Source organism: Bacillus kexueae (genome assembly GCF_022809095.1).
Taxonomy (GTDB): Bacteria; Bacillota; Bacilli; order Bacillales; family Aeribacillaceae; genus Bacillus_BZ; species Bacillus_BZ kexueae.
In genome coordinates this window covers 428,725-443,625 of record NZ_JALAZE010000001.1, presented here as the reverse complement: position 1 = coordinate 443,625, position 14,901 = coordinate 428,725, and the positions used below count along the sequence as shown (strand labels likewise).

General features: G+C 40.1%; 14 protein-coding genes and 1 riboswitch. All 14 genes read left to right on the top strand.

All coding sequences use genetic code 11. The features are described 5' to 3' along the window. Positions 1-231: 231 nt before the first annotated feature. The 14 genes from ML543_RS02355 to ML543_RS02290 all read left to right on the top strand — a co-directional run bounded on the left by ML543_RS02355 (position 232) and on the right by ML543_RS02290 (position 14,832). Positions 232-609, top strand: a complete 378-nt coding sequence (locus ML543_RS02355; protein WP_243385534.1) for a GntR family transcriptional regulator — start codon at positions 232-234, stop codon at positions 607-609. Next, positions 602-1,501, top strand: a complete 900-nt coding sequence (locus ML543_RS02350; protein WP_243385533.1) for an ABC transporter ATP-binding protein — start codon at positions 602-604, stop codon at positions 1,499-1,501. Before ML543_RS02355 ends, ML543_RS02350 begins: the two co-directional genes overlap by 8 nt. Further along, the gene (locus tag ML543_RS02345) at positions 1,476-3,464 is read left to right on the top strand and encodes a DUF6449 domain-containing protein (protein WP_243385532.1); all 1,989 of its coding nucleotides are present in this window, start codon (positions 1,476-1,478) and stop codon (positions 3,462-3,464) included. Before ML543_RS02350 ends, ML543_RS02345 begins: the two co-directional genes overlap by 26 nt. A gap of 10 nt (positions 3,465-3,474) precedes the next feature. After that, positions 3,475-3,987 (top strand): RNA polymerase sigma factor, encoded by a 513-nt coding sequence (locus tag ML543_RS02340; protein WP_243385531.1) that lies wholly within the window; start codon positions 3,475-3,477, stop codon positions 3,985-3,987. A gap of 643 nt (positions 3,988-4,630) precedes the next feature. Next, on the top strand, positions 4,631-5,128 hold the full coding sequence (locus ML543_RS02335; RefSeq protein WP_243385530.1) for a coiled-coil domain-containing protein: 498 nt from the start codon (positions 4,631-4,633) through the stop codon (positions 5,126-5,128). 109 nt (positions 5,129-5,237) lie between these two features. Beyond that, a complete protein-coding gene (locus ML543_RS02330) occupies positions 5,238-6,275 on the top strand; it encodes a M42 family metallopeptidase (RefSeq protein ID WP_243385529.1) in 1,038 nt (345 codons plus the stop codon). Between the two features lie 622 nt (positions 6,276-6,897). Further along, complete coding sequence (locus ML543_RS02325; protein ID WP_243385528.1) at positions 6,898-8,496, top strand: amidohydrolase; 1,599 nt, start codon at positions 6,898-6,900, stop codon at positions 8,494-8,496. A gap of 16 nt (positions 8,497-8,512) precedes the next feature. After that, positions 8,513-9,370 (top strand): D-amino-acid transaminase, encoded by an 858-nt coding sequence (gene dat, locus ML543_RS02320; protein WP_243385527.1) that lies wholly within the window; start codon positions 8,513-8,515, stop codon positions 9,368-9,370. Next, positions 9,357-10,292, top strand: a complete 936-nt coding sequence (locus tag ML543_RS02315) for a dipeptidase (RefSeq protein ID WP_243385526.1) — start codon at positions 9,357-9,359, stop codon at positions 10,290-10,292. Before dat ends, ML543_RS02315 begins: the two co-directional genes overlap by 14 nt. 149 nt (positions 10,293-10,441) lie before the next feature. Further along, positions 10,442-11,260 (top strand): GNAT family N-acetyltransferase, encoded by an 819-nt coding sequence (locus tag ML543_RS02310; protein ID WP_341482335.1) that lies wholly within the window; start codon positions 10,442-10,444, stop codon positions 11,258-11,260. A gap of 226 nt (positions 11,261-11,486) precedes the next feature. Next, a complete protein-coding gene (locus ML543_RS02305; protein ID WP_243385525.1) occupies positions 11,487-11,711 on the top strand; it encodes a hypothetical protein in 225 nt (74 codons plus the stop codon). Positions 11,712-12,001: 290 nt separating this feature from the next. After that, positions 12,002-12,577 (top strand): cell wall hydrolase, encoded by a 576-nt coding sequence (locus tag ML543_RS02300; protein WP_243385524.1) that lies wholly within the window; start codon positions 12,002-12,004, stop codon positions 12,575-12,577. A gap of 198 nt (positions 12,578-12,775) precedes the next feature. Beyond that, a riboswitch (TPP riboswitch) is annotated at positions 12,776-12,890 on the top strand. Between the two features lie 108 nt (positions 12,891-12,998). Further along, a complete protein-coding gene (gene thiC, locus ML543_RS02295) occupies positions 12,999-14,675 on the top strand; it encodes a phosphomethylpyrimidine synthase ThiC (protein ID WP_243385523.1) in 1,677 nt (558 codons plus the stop codon). Beyond that, positions 14,653-14,832 (top strand): hypothetical protein, encoded by a 180-nt coding sequence (locus ML543_RS02290; protein ID WP_243385522.1) that lies wholly within the window; start codon positions 14,653-14,655, stop codon positions 14,830-14,832. The genes thiC and ML543_RS02290 overlap by 23 nt, the downstream gene beginning before the upstream one ends. Positions 14,833-14,901: the final 69 nt, after the last annotated feature.

Sequence of the window (14,901 nt, the reverse complement as noted above, 5' to 3'; positions counted from 1 at the left end):
AGAAAGTTTAAGTTCAATAAGGTGTTAAAGTATTCTCTTTACCGTTTTTTTGGTGTCTAGCCCCAAGCGCCATCAGCTCGGGTCGCTTCGGCCAAGGACTTGCGCTTTGCACTTTTCATATCACGAAGTTTATAAAATTCCTAACTTCTACTTCCCTTTTCAAGTTTAAGCGGATATAATGTAACTGTATTAAAAATAATAGTACACTTGTGACACGGAAGGGGTGTCTCTATGTTCGATTTAGATTTGCGCAGCCGGAAGCCGATTTATGAGCAGCTCGTCGATAAATTTAAAGAGCTGATTATGAGCGAAGTGCTTGTTGCAGATGAAAAGCTTCCATCAGTGCGTGCGCTTGCCCAGCAGTTAACGATTAACCCAAACACGATTCAAAAAGCGTACCGTGAGTTGGAACGTCAAGGATTTATTTACTCGGTGCAAGGAAGGGGTAACTTTGTTCAGCCATTGTCAGAGGAAGTGAACAAAGAAGAAATAGAAAAGCTGAAAAACGATCTAAGAAAAAAGTTTCAAGAAGCTCTTTATTTAGGGATGAAGAAAGAAGACATCCTCATCTTGCTTGATGAAGTGGAAGGGGGACGAAGCGATGATTGAAGTGAAAGGAGTTTCGAAAACATTCGAAGGGATGGACGCGCTAAAATGTGTAGATTTACATATAAAGCGTGGCTCGATTTATGGTCTCCTTGGAACGAACGGAGCTGGAAAAACAACGCTTTTAAAGATTTTAGCGGGACTTTATAAAGAAGACAAAGGCGTTGTATCAATTAATGAGCAATCCATATACGAAAATGAAGCCTTAAAGGATCGCGTCATGTTTTTATCTGATTTCCCGTCTTTTTTTGCGCACTACACGGTGCGACAAATGGCGAATGTGTATAAAAACTTGTATCACCAGTGGGACGAGGAGCGATTCCAAGCTTTACAAGAAGTATTTGAACTCGATATCCATAAAAAAATTCAGCGGTTTTCAAAAGGGATGCAGCGTCAAGTAGCGTTTTGGCTTGCGCTATCTACGAAGCCGGACGTGCTCATTTTAGATGAGCCATTTGATGGGCTTGACCCAGTGATGCGAAGAAAAGTAAAAAATTTAATTTTACAAGATGTAGCGGAGCGTGAAATGACGGTACTCGTCTCTTCTCACAATTTGCGTGAAGTAGAAGACTTTTGTGATTACATCGGCGTTTTACATCATGGAACGATGTTATTTGAACGGGACTTAGATGAGTTGAAAAGCGATATTCATAAAGTTCAAGTGGCCTTTAAAGGTGAAGTTCCTCCTGACTTTTTCGAAGCGTTTAACGTGCTTTATACAGAAGCGAGGGGGAGTGTCATGCTTTACATCGTTAGAGGAGAAGAAGAGGATATTTTATCTCATATGAACGTGCATAAGCCAGTTCTGTTTGACTTATTGCCGCTATCGCTCGAAGAAATTTTTATTTATGAAATGGGGGAAGTCGGCTATGCCATCAAAAACATCTTGGTTTAATCGAGAGTTATTAATCCTTGATTTTCGAAGCGTTGGCTGGATTAGCCTTCTTTATACAATTGCCTTATTTTTTATCATGCCGGTTAAAATCATGTTCGTTCTGTCAAATGATCATCGGTATACAAAAGCTGATTTGGCAGCGTCGTTTACCGACCCATTTCAGATTAACTGGTTTTTTCAAGTGTTAATTTACTTTATCGTACCAATTTTGCTTGCAATTTTCTTATTCCGATTTATTCATGTAAAGGAACAAGCAGAGCTTATTCATGCATTTCCTATTAAGCGGGAAAAGATATTTGTTCAAAAAGCATTTAGCGGAGTGATTTTTTTAACGGTCCCATTACTCGTGAATGCAGTCATTTTAGTCGTGCTCACACAAGTGTTTGACATTTCTTCTTTTCTTTCATTCGGTGAAATTGCCGAATGGTTTGGGACCATTTGGTTGTTTTTAATGGTACTGTTTTTTGCAAGTGTGTTCATTTCGATGTTGACAGGGATTTCGGCGGTTCAAGGGATTTTAACTTATATCTTTCTGTTTTTCCCTGTTGGGTTTAGCATTCTTCTCTTTTTGAACTTACAAAATTGGTTTTACGGATTTCCGGCCAATTATTTCATCTTTGAAGAGATCGAGCGATATTCTCCGCTTAGCCGTTTAGCTATGTTATTCAACTCACCTATAAAGACGAGTGAAGTGGCCATTGGTTTCATCTTACTTGTACTATTTATCGGTTTAAGTATTATTCTATACCGCAAACGTAAGCTTGAATCGGCTTCACATGCCATCGCGTTTCACCAATTAAAACCTGTCTTTAAATATGGTGTGACGTTCTGCTTTATGTTGCTAGGCGGGATGTATTTCATAGAAGTCGAGCGAAGTAGTGACTCGCTTTGGGTTTACTTTGGCTACTTTTGGTTTTCCATTATTGGTTACTTTATTGCCGAAATGATTTTACAAAAGTCTTGGCGTGTATTCGGGGCGATTAAAGGATATCTTGTCTACGCATTCGTCATGTCCATCGTGTTCATCGGCTTACATTTCGATTTTACTGGTTATGAGAAAAAGGTGCCGGCATTAGAGGAAATTGACCATGTATATTTCGGTCCGTATCTATACGAAACGGAGGAAAATTTAAAGCGTCATTATGAATATGACTCAGAAGAAGCCATTGAAGCCATTTACAATCTTCATAGCGAAATTGTAAAAACACCGACAAAACAAGGCTCTTCTTATGAAGAAGTTAATATTCATTATAAGTTGAAAAACGGTGAAACGATGATTCGTAATTACGCTCTCTCGAACTCTCATATGTTTAAAGAAGAATTGAATGCCATTTATGCGACAGAAGAGTATAAAGAAAAACAATTTAAAATCTATAAAGTTGATCCGAAAGCAGTCGATAGAATTACGATTGAAGAACATGACATCACATATGAAAAACACGTAATAACCGATCCAGGCATGATCGAAGAAGCTGTTACAATGTTGCAAAAGGACATTCAAGAGGTGGACTATGACGTTATCCACATGGATGCTTATAAAAACTACACCACGTTCACGTTAAATAACGGGGATGTTATCGGTATTGACGGTACGGAACGTTTCAAACAATTTACTAAATGGCTAGAATCAAATGGATTTAAAGGAACAGCTCTTGAAAAAGCTGAAAAAGTCTCTCACCTTTTCGTTGCCAAAGAGTCTGATTTGCAAATGATAGAAGATGAAAGATTTTACATGGAAAACGTTTTTTTTAACGGGGAAGAGTACGACTTTTTTGTGAAAGTTACTGACAAACAACTAATTGCACACGCAATGGAACATACAACCGACCCGTATGAGATAGGGATTTCCGGTGAATTGTATTACGTCGGCTTTTATCCGTATAGTGATAGGCAATATCCAGTCATGGTACGTGCTTACGATGAAACGACGATACCAGAAGATTTAAAAGAAATGTTACAATGAGGGTTGTCAAATGTTAGCTGAATCAGTAGAGGAAGATTTATTTCAACACTTATATCAATCCTTTCATTCCAAAGTGTACCAAGTAGCGATGTCAATTACCCGAGATGCGTTTTTAGCGGAGGATGTATTACAAGAGACGTTTATGAAAATATTTCACCATCTCGACCAGCTTTCCAACGTTGAGCGAATAAATGCTTGGATTCAAACGATTACGACACGAACAGCCATTGATCTGCTGCGTAAAGAAAAACGGAATCCAACTTATGAAGTGAATGAAATGGTTTTATACGACGAGACCTTTCACCTTACGATCGAAGAAGAGGTTGAGGCACTTTTACTAAAAGAGCAAATCGAGGAACAATTAGCGACATTAAAGCCAGACTATCGCCAAATACTTGAACTAAAATATAAACAAGGATTGAAAGAAAAAGAAATTGAAAAGGTACTAAATGTATCGAAAAGTGCGGTTAAAACGAGGCTCCATCGTGCGCGTAAAGCATTAAAGGAAAAGGTTAGTATGTAATAAAGTGCTAAGAAGTTGGTTCTACCAGCTTTTTAGCACTTTTAGTTTTTATTGTTACAGAAAGTTTAAGTTCAATAAAGTGTTCTCTTTTCAGTTTTTTTGGTGTCTAGCTCCAAGCTCTATCAGCTCGGGTTGCTTCGGCCCTGCTGTGGCCACTGAAACCTCATCGCAGGTCCTCCAGCGCCCTTCGCCTAAGGACTTGCGCTTTGCGCTTTTTCTGTGAAAATAAAAATTACCTATGGGCTGAATGATCGATCATGATAGGAGAAAGGAAACCCCGGGGAGAATAAATTTTCATGTCCGGGGTGTGAGTGTAAAATCATGTATGTTTCTTATATTGGAAGTGTCGCCAATTACAAAATGAAAAACAAGATGACTTGAATTGAAATGAGAGTGAAGAGGAAGCCTAAAATTAATCTTTTAACGGAAACTTTTATACTTCCATAATCTTTTCTTTTAAAAAGTAAAACGGAAATAAGTATGATTAGTAGAATAATGGCTGTTACTGGTGTATCCACGATTTCACCTCAAATTTCTAATGATTTTATAAATCTATATCTTAACAGGTTTAGTTAAAATTTACCATATAAAATCGGTCTACAACTTATTTTCATATGATAAAATGATAGCGGAGGTGATCGAAATGGAAACGTTGTTAAAGCAAATACTATTAAGCGTAAAAGAACTCTCCCAAGACTTAATAGAAACAAAGGAAGAGATTTTAGCTCGTATGGACAAGATGGAAGCACGAATGGACAGTATGGAAGAGCGAATGAGTAACATGGAAGCACGAATGGATAGCATAGAAGAGCGAATGAGTAACATGGAAGCACGAATGGATAGCATGGAAGAGCGGATGAGTAACATGGAAGCACGAATGGATCGTATAGAAGAGCGAATGAGTAACATAGAAATGAGAATGGACAGAGTTGAGTTTAGAATGGACAATATGGAAACGCGAATGAACCACATCGAAGACCGAATCGAAAACGTTGAACACAAATTCGAACGTCTTGAACAAAAAGTAGACATCCACACGGGCCTTACCCACGCACAAAAGCATGATATTGAATTACTCGCGGAAAAAACAGTGAAAAACGAATTAATTATTCACCGAATTCAAAAACAGATGGAATTGTAAGTTCTTCTCAAGTCCCCGAAAGACCAACCCCTTACTGACCTTCATCTATTTTCACTACCACTTTATTTGTTATACTAAGAAAAGATTGATGAATAGGGGGATTTTTTTCATGAAAGAAACGATGGAATTGATTCAAAAGCTCGTGTCCATTCATAGCCCATCAGGCAATACAAACAAAATCATCTCATTTATTGAAGAATATATAAAAGACTGGCAAGTAGAAAAGAAGCGCAATCACAAAGGTGGGTTGATCATTACCGTTCGAGGAAATGACGATACAAAACACCGTCTGTTAACAGCGCACGTTGATACGCTTGGAGCGATGGTAAAAGAAATTAAAGCAAATGGCCGCTTGAAGCTTTCGATGATTGGTGGTTTCCGCTGGAATGCGGTGGAAGGTGAATATTGTGAAATCGAAACAGCTTCCGGGAAAACATACTCTGGGACCATTTTAATGCATCAAACGAGCGTACATGTTTATAAAGATGCTGGAAAACGTGAACGAAACGATGAAAATATTGAAGTGCGAATCGATGAACGGGTTCATTCGGCTGAAGAAGTACGAGCATTAGGCATTGAAGTTGGTGATTTCGTCTCGTTCGATCCTCGAGTCCAACGAACAGAGAGCGGCTATATCAAATCCCGTCACTTAGATGATAAAGCGAGCGTTGCCATTCTATTGCAATTGATTAATCGAATTCAAAAAGAGCATATCACCCTTCCATACACCACTCACTTTTTAATTTCAAACAATGAAGAAATTGGCTATGGGGGCAATTCAAATATTCCGGGAGAAACTGTTGAGTATGTAGCAGTTGACATGGGCGCCATCGGGGATGGTCAAATGTCAGACGAATACACCGTTTCAATCTGTGCCAAAGACTCGAGCGGACCGTACCATTACGGACTAAGAAAACATCTCGTGCAACTCGCACAAGACAATCAAATCGAGTACAAAGTGGACATCTATCCATACTATGGATCCGACGCTTCCGCTGCCATTCGTGCGGGCTTTGACGTCAAGCACGGATTAATTGGACCGGGAATCGATGCCTCACACGCATTCGAACGCACACACGAAACATCATTAAAACATACAGAAAACCTTCTCTACCATTACATCCAATCACCGTTAGTGGAAGAGTAAAAAATACACCTCTTGATGGGGTGTATTTTTTTTTGAAATGGATATTTCTTTGTGGTCGCGTCGAAGTGATGAATAAAGTCGTGGAACTGATGAATAAAGGGTGAGAAAGTGATGAATAAAATGGCGGAACTCTGAAAAGAGTGGCCGAACTGATGAATAAAAGGTGAGAAAGTGAAGGATAAAGTGGCCGAACTGATGAATAAAGGGTGGGAAAGTGAAGGATAAAATGGCGGAACTGATGAATAAAGCATATGAAAGTGATGAATAAACTCGTGGAACTGATGAATAAAGGGTGAGAAAGTGATGAATAAAATGGCGGAACTGATGAATAAAGAATATGAAAGTGATGAATAAACTTGTGGAACTGATGAATAAGGGGTGGGAAAGTGAAGAATAAACTCGCGGAACTGATGAATAAAGCATATGAAATTGAAGAATGAACTCGCAGAACTGATGAATAAAACATACCAATCTAATGAACAAACCTTCAGAACTCCCGAGCACCCTCCTCTCAAAAGAATAACTTTTAAACTTCACAATCAAAATTGCTTGAAAGTTTTGTCTTTAAGTGGTGAAATAGTACATAATACATGGTAAACAACGCCGAAATGGGGGCGAGTGTATGCGAACGCTCATAACAAATGGTCAAATTTTGACCTTCAATGCAAAAGAACATCAAGTGGAAGCGCTTGTTTGCGAAAACGGGAAGATAATCGATCTCGGTACGTATGAGGACATGAAGCTTCAACACGGAATACATATTACGAATACGATTGATTTACATGGGAAGACTGCGATTCCGGGTTTGATTGATAGTCACTTACATCTATCCGGAGTGATTACGCCTTTTTTAGAGCTTGATTTAACGGGAGTTCGTTCGAAAGACGAAATGTTAAACAAGATAAAGGAGGAAGCGGATCGTTTACAGGAGGGCGAGTGGATTACGGGGCGAGGCTGGGATGAGAATTTATTTCCAGATAAATCAATCCCAACGATGGAGGAGTTAGATCACGTATCTCCACAAAACCCACTATTTTTAGGAAGAGTGTGTGGGCATGCGTTTTTAGCGAATCAATTGGCCTTTTCGATTTGTCAAGTTGATGAACATACGACGCCACCACAAGGAGGAGAAATTGTTCGTAATGCTCAGAAAGAGCCGACGGGACTCATTTTAGAGACTGCATCCACGTTGTTTACAAAGCATATTCCGTCAAAAAGCTATGAGCAAATTAAACACGCGCTCAAAAAAGCGATGAACTATTGTTTATCTTTAGGGTTAACTTCCTTACATACAAATGACCCGCTCTATTTAGGTGGATTTGACCAGACGTATCGTTTATACGATGAGCTGTTGAATCAAGAGCAAGTTGGTATTCGAACAAATTTGCTCATTGATTATCCATTTTTGGAAGAATTAGTAGATCGAAACATGTACACGGGATATGGATCTGAGTGGCTCACGATTGGAGCGATTAAATTGTTTGCTGATGGGGCGCTTGGAAGGCGTACGGCTCTCTTATCCGAACCGTATGAAGATGCGAACGAACAGTGTGGGAATGCGATTCATACGGAAGCGGAGCTTTTGGAGATTTTTCGGAAGATTCGTGCCCACCATTTTCCGGTTGCCGTGCATACAATTGGGGACCAAGCAGTGGAAAATGTGCTGAATATGTTAGACCAATTCCCTTCAGTTGAAAAACGAGACCGAATCATTCATGCTTCTATTTTACGAGAAGCGTTAATTCCTCGACTAGCAAAAAATAGCCTAGTAGTTGATATTCAACCTCGTTTTATTGTTAGTGATTTTCCGTGGATTGAAGAGCGCATCGGAAAAAAACGTGCCCAATTTGCGTATCCTTTCCGAACGATGCTTCAAATGGGAGTGCTTTGTGCAGGTGGTTCAGATGCACCAATCGAGCCAGTTGACCCATTACTTGGCATTCACGCTGCGGTGACGAGGAGAAAAATAGAAGAATCACATGAAGGATATATTCCAAATGAGAAGTTGAGTCGTATGGAGGCTATTCAGTTGTATACAATGGGTGGTGCGATTGCAACGAATGAAGAGAATGTAAAAGGAACACTCGCTCGTGGAAAATATGCAGACTTGACGGTTTTATCCGAAAATATATTGGAACTTGAAAAAGATGATGACATCGTTCATACAAATATTGAAATGACGATTACAAATGGAAATGTCGCCTACGTACGACATCAATAAAAAGGAGAGGATCTACATGGCAATAGCTTATAGCAATGGAACGTTTATTGATTTAGATGAAAAAGTAATTCCGATTGATGAACGGGGGCATCAGTTTGGCGATGGCGTGTACGAAGTAATTCGTGTATATGATGGAAAACCTTTCATGTTAAAAGAGCATATTGAAAGACTGATTCAAAGTGGAAAAGCGATCAAATTAAAGATAGACGAGAACGTAGAAACGTACGAAGAGCTTATTCAAGAAGGCATCAGCCGCTCTGGTTTACGAAATTGCGATGTGTATTTGCAAATTACTCGAGGAATTGCCCCGCGCAATCATTTATTTCCGAATGCGCCTGTATCCATTACCATGACGGTGAAGCCGGCAAAAGAAATGCCGAAAGAAAACCGTGAAAACGGGGTCAGAGCGATTTTTCATCCGGATGAACGGTGGGCAAAATGCTTTATAAAGTCACTTAACTTATTACCTAATATTTTAGCGAAGCAAGAAGCATTTGAAAAAGGATGCTTTGAAGCAATCATGCACAAAGAGGGGTATGTAACGGAAGGAACAAGCTCCAACGTATTTATCGTAAAAGATGGGGCCATTTACACCACGCCGTTAACTGAAAATATTTTACCAGGGATTACGCGAATAGCTGTGAAACAATTGGTAAATCGATTAAATATCCCGTTTGTCGAAAAAAACGTGACGACGACTGAGCTGTTAAAAGCAGATGAAGTCTTTATCACGAGTACGACGGCGGAAGTGTTACCGGTCGTTGAAGTAGAAGGGAATACCATCGGAAGTGGGAAAGTAGGGGCTGTAACGTCTACATTATATGCTGCCTTTCAGCAAGTAGCAAAAGGAGAAACGATCCATGAACGTCATTGATTTACATTGTGATGCATTATGGAAGTTAGCCGAATCAAAACGGAAGCTATCCTATGATTCAGCTGAAGAACTAGATACAAATAAAAAGAGATTACGAGAAGGAAAAATTAAGGTTCAAAGCTACGCGATTTTTATCGAGCCGGAAGTGCGAGCTGATGAAAAGTTTCAAGCGGCCTTGACTCAGATTGATACTTTTTACCAAGAGGTGCTCGGAAAAAATAGCGAGATGAAACATATTAAGCGGTGGGAAGACTTTGATACGTTAAAAGATGGGGAGATTGGCGCGATGCTAACGCTTGAAGGAGTTGACCCGATCGGTAACAATTTAAGCAAGCTTCGAATTTTGTATGAACTTGGGGTCATGAGCGTTGGTCTTACATGGAATTATGCGAATTTAGCGGCAGATGGTGCCCTAGAGCCCCGTGGAGCAGGTTTAACGCTTCTTGGAAAAAACATCGTGAAACTGAATAATGAACAGAATGTGTTGACGGACGTTTCCCATTTATGCGAACGCTCTTTTTGGGATGTGATGGAGCTTGCCGATTATCCAATAGCAAGTCACAGTAATGCCCGTGCTTTATGTGATCATCCGCGTAATTTAACAGATGAACAAATCAAGGCCATGTTTGAAAAAGGTGGTCTAATTCACGTCGTCTATCACCCATATTTTCTTCGAAAAGATGGCAACGCGACGCTTTCAGACATCGTTAAACATATCGACCATTTGTGCGCATTAGGTGGAGAAGGCCAGATCGGACTTGGCTCAGACTTTGATGGCATTGATGAGAAAGTAGTAGGACTTGAGGATGCTGGAAAAACGCAAGCGCTTATCGAAGAATTGCTGAAGCACTTTTCAGAAGAGCAGGTAAGAGGATTCGCCTACGAAAACTTTTTAAATCATCGACCGCATTTGAATAAGTAAGCCGGTTTCCGTGCCTTTTGAGACAGTGTGAAGACCGAGATTTCGGTCTTTTTTTATTTGTTCCATTACCATGGTCGACGTCATTAAAAACATCTTGATTTTTCTGTTAATTCTGGTAATATATATTCAATTTTACAAAGGGGGAGAGTATGATGATCCGGCAATTGACAGAACAAGATCGCGCGCAATGTCTCGCTTTTGTTTCGGAAAAACCGGCGGAGAACCTATTTATCATCGGTGATATTGAAGCTTTTGGATTTGATCAAGAATTCCAGAAAATTTGGGGCGAATTTGATGAAAATGGGGAATTAAAAGCCGTCTTATTAAAATTTAATGAAAATTACATTCCATACGCAACAGGGACGTTTAATATAGAAGGATTCGCCGACATTATGAATCAGGATCCTGAATTTTCAATCCTCTCTGGATTAAAACATATAACAGAAAAGTTTAAGCCTTATATAAAACATCGTTCGAAAGAGGATCGCGTGCTTTATTACGCGAAGCTTGAACAGATGAACTCGCTTGAGCTCTCTCTTCCTCATGAAGAAGTAAAAGAGTTGACGGTTGAAGAAATTCCGAAATTAGTCGAGCTATATTACAAAATCCCGTTTAAAAGCGCAGCCCGAAACGGAGCGAAATCCCATCAAACAAGCATGGAAAAAGGGGTGGCGAGAACCTATTATATCGAACGAGAAGGAAAGCTCGTATCCGTAGCTTCAACTGCTGCAGAAAACTCCCAATCTGCCATGATTGTAGGTGTTGGAACCCACCCGGACTACAAACGACAAGGAATGGCCACAACTGTTTTAACAAAGCTTTGTAAAGATATGCTAAAGACCGGTCGAACACTTTGTCTTTTCTACGATAACCCGGAAGCTGGCTCAATTTATAAGCGGATAGGCTTTGAAGATATCGGAATGTGGACGATGTTTCAATATGAACAAAAAATAGTTAAAATGAGCTGAATTTTTTCTACATTACTTATCAGGAAGCCTGATTCAAGGCTTCTTTTTTATTGCTCTTTTCTAAAGGGTTGTTGCTTTAGTACATTGTTCAGAATTGTTTTTACTTGATGTAATGAAGCGGAAGACACGTGACTCCTGCGGGATGTAGAGGAAAGGTCGAGACCCCACAGGCGCATGCCGAGGAGGCTCGACTTCCTCCCCGCGGAAAGCAAGTGTCTGGAGCGAAATGTTCAGCATTCATTTTAAAAATCGAGAAACGGGGCAAAAAGGTACGTATGATCGAATCTTTGTTCACACCTTTTCGATTGATGAAGTGAAGGGAACTGTTGATGAATTTAAGATAACCCTTCCTAACGGCATTGTCGTTTTGAAAAAATGGGACGAACTCATCGTAAACAATGAACCATTTCTATTTTTACAAAAAGAATGGACGTTGATAGGCGAATTGTAATGTCTGTAACATGGGTGAAACATTTTTGCAAGAAAAAGGATTGAATTATACGTAAAAAAATATGGATGTAGAGGAAAAGTGAGGAAAACAACTTTTCCTCTTTTTTTGTCTGAAAATTGCTTCAAACGCCTACTGTTATCGGATTTAATCCGATTTTAATAGAGAAAAAAGAACTTCTTACATTTCCTAATGTTTTCATTTGAAGGAAAAGATTATGTAATGATTATGCTAGTTGGATGATGGTACGGTGTAAGAGAACGACAGAAAACAAGTTTTGGAGGTTGAAATCTATGAAACTTAAAAAATTAGTAGCCACATCCATCGTAGCCATTACAACATTCGTAGGTGCTTTCACAGCGGAGGCAGCTACTTCTTATAAAGTACAGCCTGGTGACACGTTCTGGAAGATTGGCACAAAGCATGGCGTATCAGTCTCGTATTTAATGAAGTATAACAATCGTACGTCTCATTTGTTGTATGCAGGGGAAACGATTCAAATCCCATCAACTGTTACGTCGGCTGAAAAAGATTTATTAGCACGATTAGTAGAAGCGGAAGCGAAGGGAGAGCCGTATGCTGGAAAGGTAGCCGTTGCGACAGTCGTCTTGAACCGTGTCGATAGTTCACTATTCCCGAACACAATTAATGGTGTTATCTATCAACCTAGTCAATTTACTCCTGTTCAAAATGGAGCGATTCATAATACACCAAGTGCTGAATCGAAGCGTGCGGTGCAAGAAGCATTAGCTTTTCGTGGACAAGGAAGCGGTTCCTTATACTTCTATAATCCACAAAAAACATCCAATCAATGGTTACGTTCGAAGCAAGTAACTGTTGTGATTGGAAACCACGTTTTCGCAAAGTAATTCGTGGAGAGAAAACGCTTGGATTTTTGATAGGATCCTTACGAGAGAGAGAGAATGTAAGAGGACCCTATCATTTCTCTAAGCGTTTTTAGTTTCTGTAAATTTTCTAGTTCTATTCGATTATAATATTCCAAAATTGGAAAAAATCGTTTACACCTTTTTGGAGATATGCTAAGGTAAATGTAAATTCATATTGCATGAATCTACTAGGGGAGTCCATGAGCTTGGACTGAGAGAAGAACGCTATGAAGTTCTTTGACCCTTAGAACCTGATCTGGATCATACCAGCGGAGGGAAGTAGATCGTCGGGTGGCATTCGTATACCCTTTCGATTTTCGTATCCATCAGGTTCTCGTTTTCGAGAACCTTTTTTTATTTCTCTCCTTGGTATTGATCAATTATTCAATAGGGGGATGAGAAAATGAAATTAAACATGTCGTATCCAGCAAGCAAAAAGGTGTACAAAATAGGATCGCGGGACGATATACGAGTTCCGTTTCGGCAAATTACTCTTTCTGATACGAAAACAGAACGGGGCACAGAGCCAAATGCTCCAATTGAGGTGTACGATACAAGTGGCTTATACACGGATGATAAGTATGAGCCGAATGTCAAAAAAGGATTACCACCACTTCGAGACAGCTGGATTAATGAACGAAATGATGTGGAAACGAAGGAAGAGCAAAATCCTTCCGCTAACTTGCCATTTACCCGTACCATTAAGCGAGCGAAACGAGGAGCATGTGTGACACAAATGCATTATGCAAAACGAGGAATCATTACCCCAGAAATGGAGTTTGTTGCAATACGGGAACGGATGGATCCTGAGTTTATTCGAGAGGAAGTAGCGAGAGGACGGGCGATCATTCCTTCGAATATTAATCATCCAGAAAGTGAACCGATGATTATCGGTCGACATTTTCATGTGAAAATTAATGCGAACATCGGAAACTCGGTCGTGTCATCGTCCATTGAGGAAGAAGTTGAGAAAATGACGTGGGCGACGTATTGGGGAGCCGATACCATTATGGACCTATCTACAGGAAAGGACATTCACGAAACAAGAGAATACATTATCCGTAATTCACCTGTACCGGTTGGAACTGTGCCAATTTATCAAGCGTTAGAAAAAGTGAATGGCATAGCGGAAAACTTATCGTGGGATGTGTACAAAGACACCCTCATTGAGCAAGCGGAACAAGGCGTAGATTACTTCACGATTCATGCAGGCGTATTATTGCGGTACATACCGTTAACGGTTGACCGTTTAACAGGAATTGTTTCAAGGGGAGGCTCAATCATTGCCCAATGGTGTTTAGCACATCATGAGGAAAACTTTTTATACACGCACTTCAACGAAATTTGTGATATTTGCCGTACGTACGACATCGCAATTTCCCTTGGGGATGGCTTGCGACCAGGCTCCATTGCGGATGCGAATGATCAAGCGCAATTAAAAGAGCTAGAAACGTTAGGGGAACTAACAAAAATCGCATGGGAACATGATGTTCAGGTGATGATCGAAGGACCTGGTCATGTGCCGATGCACAAAATTAAAGAAAACGTTGATTGGCAAATGGAGATTTGTCAGGAAGCACCGTTTTACACATTAGGCCCTTTAACGACCGATATTGCCCCCGCCTATGACCACATAACATCTGCAATCGGCGCGGCGATGATTGGTTCGTTTGGCACGGCGATGCTCTGTTACGTAACGCCGAAAGAGCATTTAGGGCTACCAAATAAAGACGACGTGAGAGAAGGTGTGATTGCCTATAAAATTGCCGCACATGCAGCGGATTTAGCAAAGGGGCATCCTGGTGCACAAATCAGAGACGATGCACTCTCCAAAGCACGGTTTGAATTCAGATGGTACGATCAATTCCATCTGTCCCTTGACCCGGAACGTGCGATGGAGTATCACGATGAAACGTTGCCGAGTGAAGGAGCTAAATTGGCCCATTTTTGTTCCATGTGCGGGCCGAAATTTTGCTCCATGAAAATTTCACATGATCTGAGAAAGCAGCAAGAAGTTCAAAACGGGATGAACGAAATGGCAAAGGAGTTTACGAAACGTGGTTCAAGCATCTACCAATGACACACTCCTCCGCCAAATTCAGTCCCTTGAATATGAGCTTCAGCAATTAAAAGAAAAACTAAAAGACATTCAATCAAACTGCAATCACACCTTTATCGAAAAAGAAGGTATGCGCAAATGTTTAAAATGTCATTTGGCTGAAAGTACGTATTATTAATGATCCAAGTGGATAAAAGCAACTCGTTTAAGTGGCAGAATAAATGTTGAGAAAAATAGGTCAGCCTTT

Excerpts from the sequence above, each read along its gene's own strand:
- ML543_RS02305 (WP_243385525.1), top strand. The coding sequence starts at position 11,487 with ATGTTCAGCATTCATTTTAAAAATCGAGAAACGGGGCAAAAAGGTACG.
- ML543_RS02310 (WP_341482335.1), top strand. The coding sequence starts at position 10,442 with ATGATGATCCGGCAATTGACAGAACAAGATCGCGCGCAATGTCTCGCT.
- thiC (WP_243385523.1), top strand. The coding sequence starts at position 12,999 with ATGAAATTAAACATGTCGTATCCAGCAAGCAAAAAGGTGTACAAAATA.
- ML543_RS02345 (WP_243385532.1), top strand. The coding sequence starts at position 1,476 with ATGCCATCAAAAACATCTTGGTTTAATCGAGAGTTATTAATCCTTGAT.
- ML543_RS02315 (WP_243385526.1), top strand. The coding sequence starts at position 9,357 with ATGAACGTCATTGATTTACATTGTGATGCATTATGGAAGTTAGCCGAA.
- ML543_RS02325 (WP_243385528.1), top strand. The coding sequence starts at position 6,898 with ATGCGAACGCTCATAACAAATGGTCAAATTTTGACCTTCAATGCAAAA.
- ML543_RS02335 (WP_243385530.1), top strand. The coding sequence starts at position 4,631 with ATGGAAACGTTGTTAAAGCAAATACTATTAAGCGTAAAAGAACTCTCC.
- ML543_RS02340 (WP_243385531.1), top strand. The coding sequence starts at position 3,475 with ATGTTAGCTGAATCAGTAGAGGAAGATTTATTTCAACACTTATATCAA.
- ML543_RS02330 (WP_243385529.1), top strand. The coding sequence starts at position 5,238 with ATGAAAGAAACGATGGAATTGATTCAAAAGCTCGTGTCCATTCATAGC.
- ML543_RS02350 (WP_243385533.1), top strand. The coding sequence starts at position 602 with ATGATTGAAGTGAAAGGAGTTTCGAAAACATTCGAAGGGATGGACGCG.
- ML543_RS02355 (WP_243385534.1), top strand. The coding sequence starts at position 232 with ATGTTCGATTTAGATTTGCGCAGCCGGAAGCCGATTTATGAGCAGCTC.
- ML543_RS02300 (WP_243385524.1), top strand. The coding sequence starts at position 12,002 with ATGAAACTTAAAAAATTAGTAGCCACATCCATCGTAGCCATTACAACA.
- dat (WP_243385527.1), top strand. The coding sequence starts at position 8,513 with ATGGCAATAGCTTATAGCAATGGAACGTTTATTGATTTAGATGAAAAA.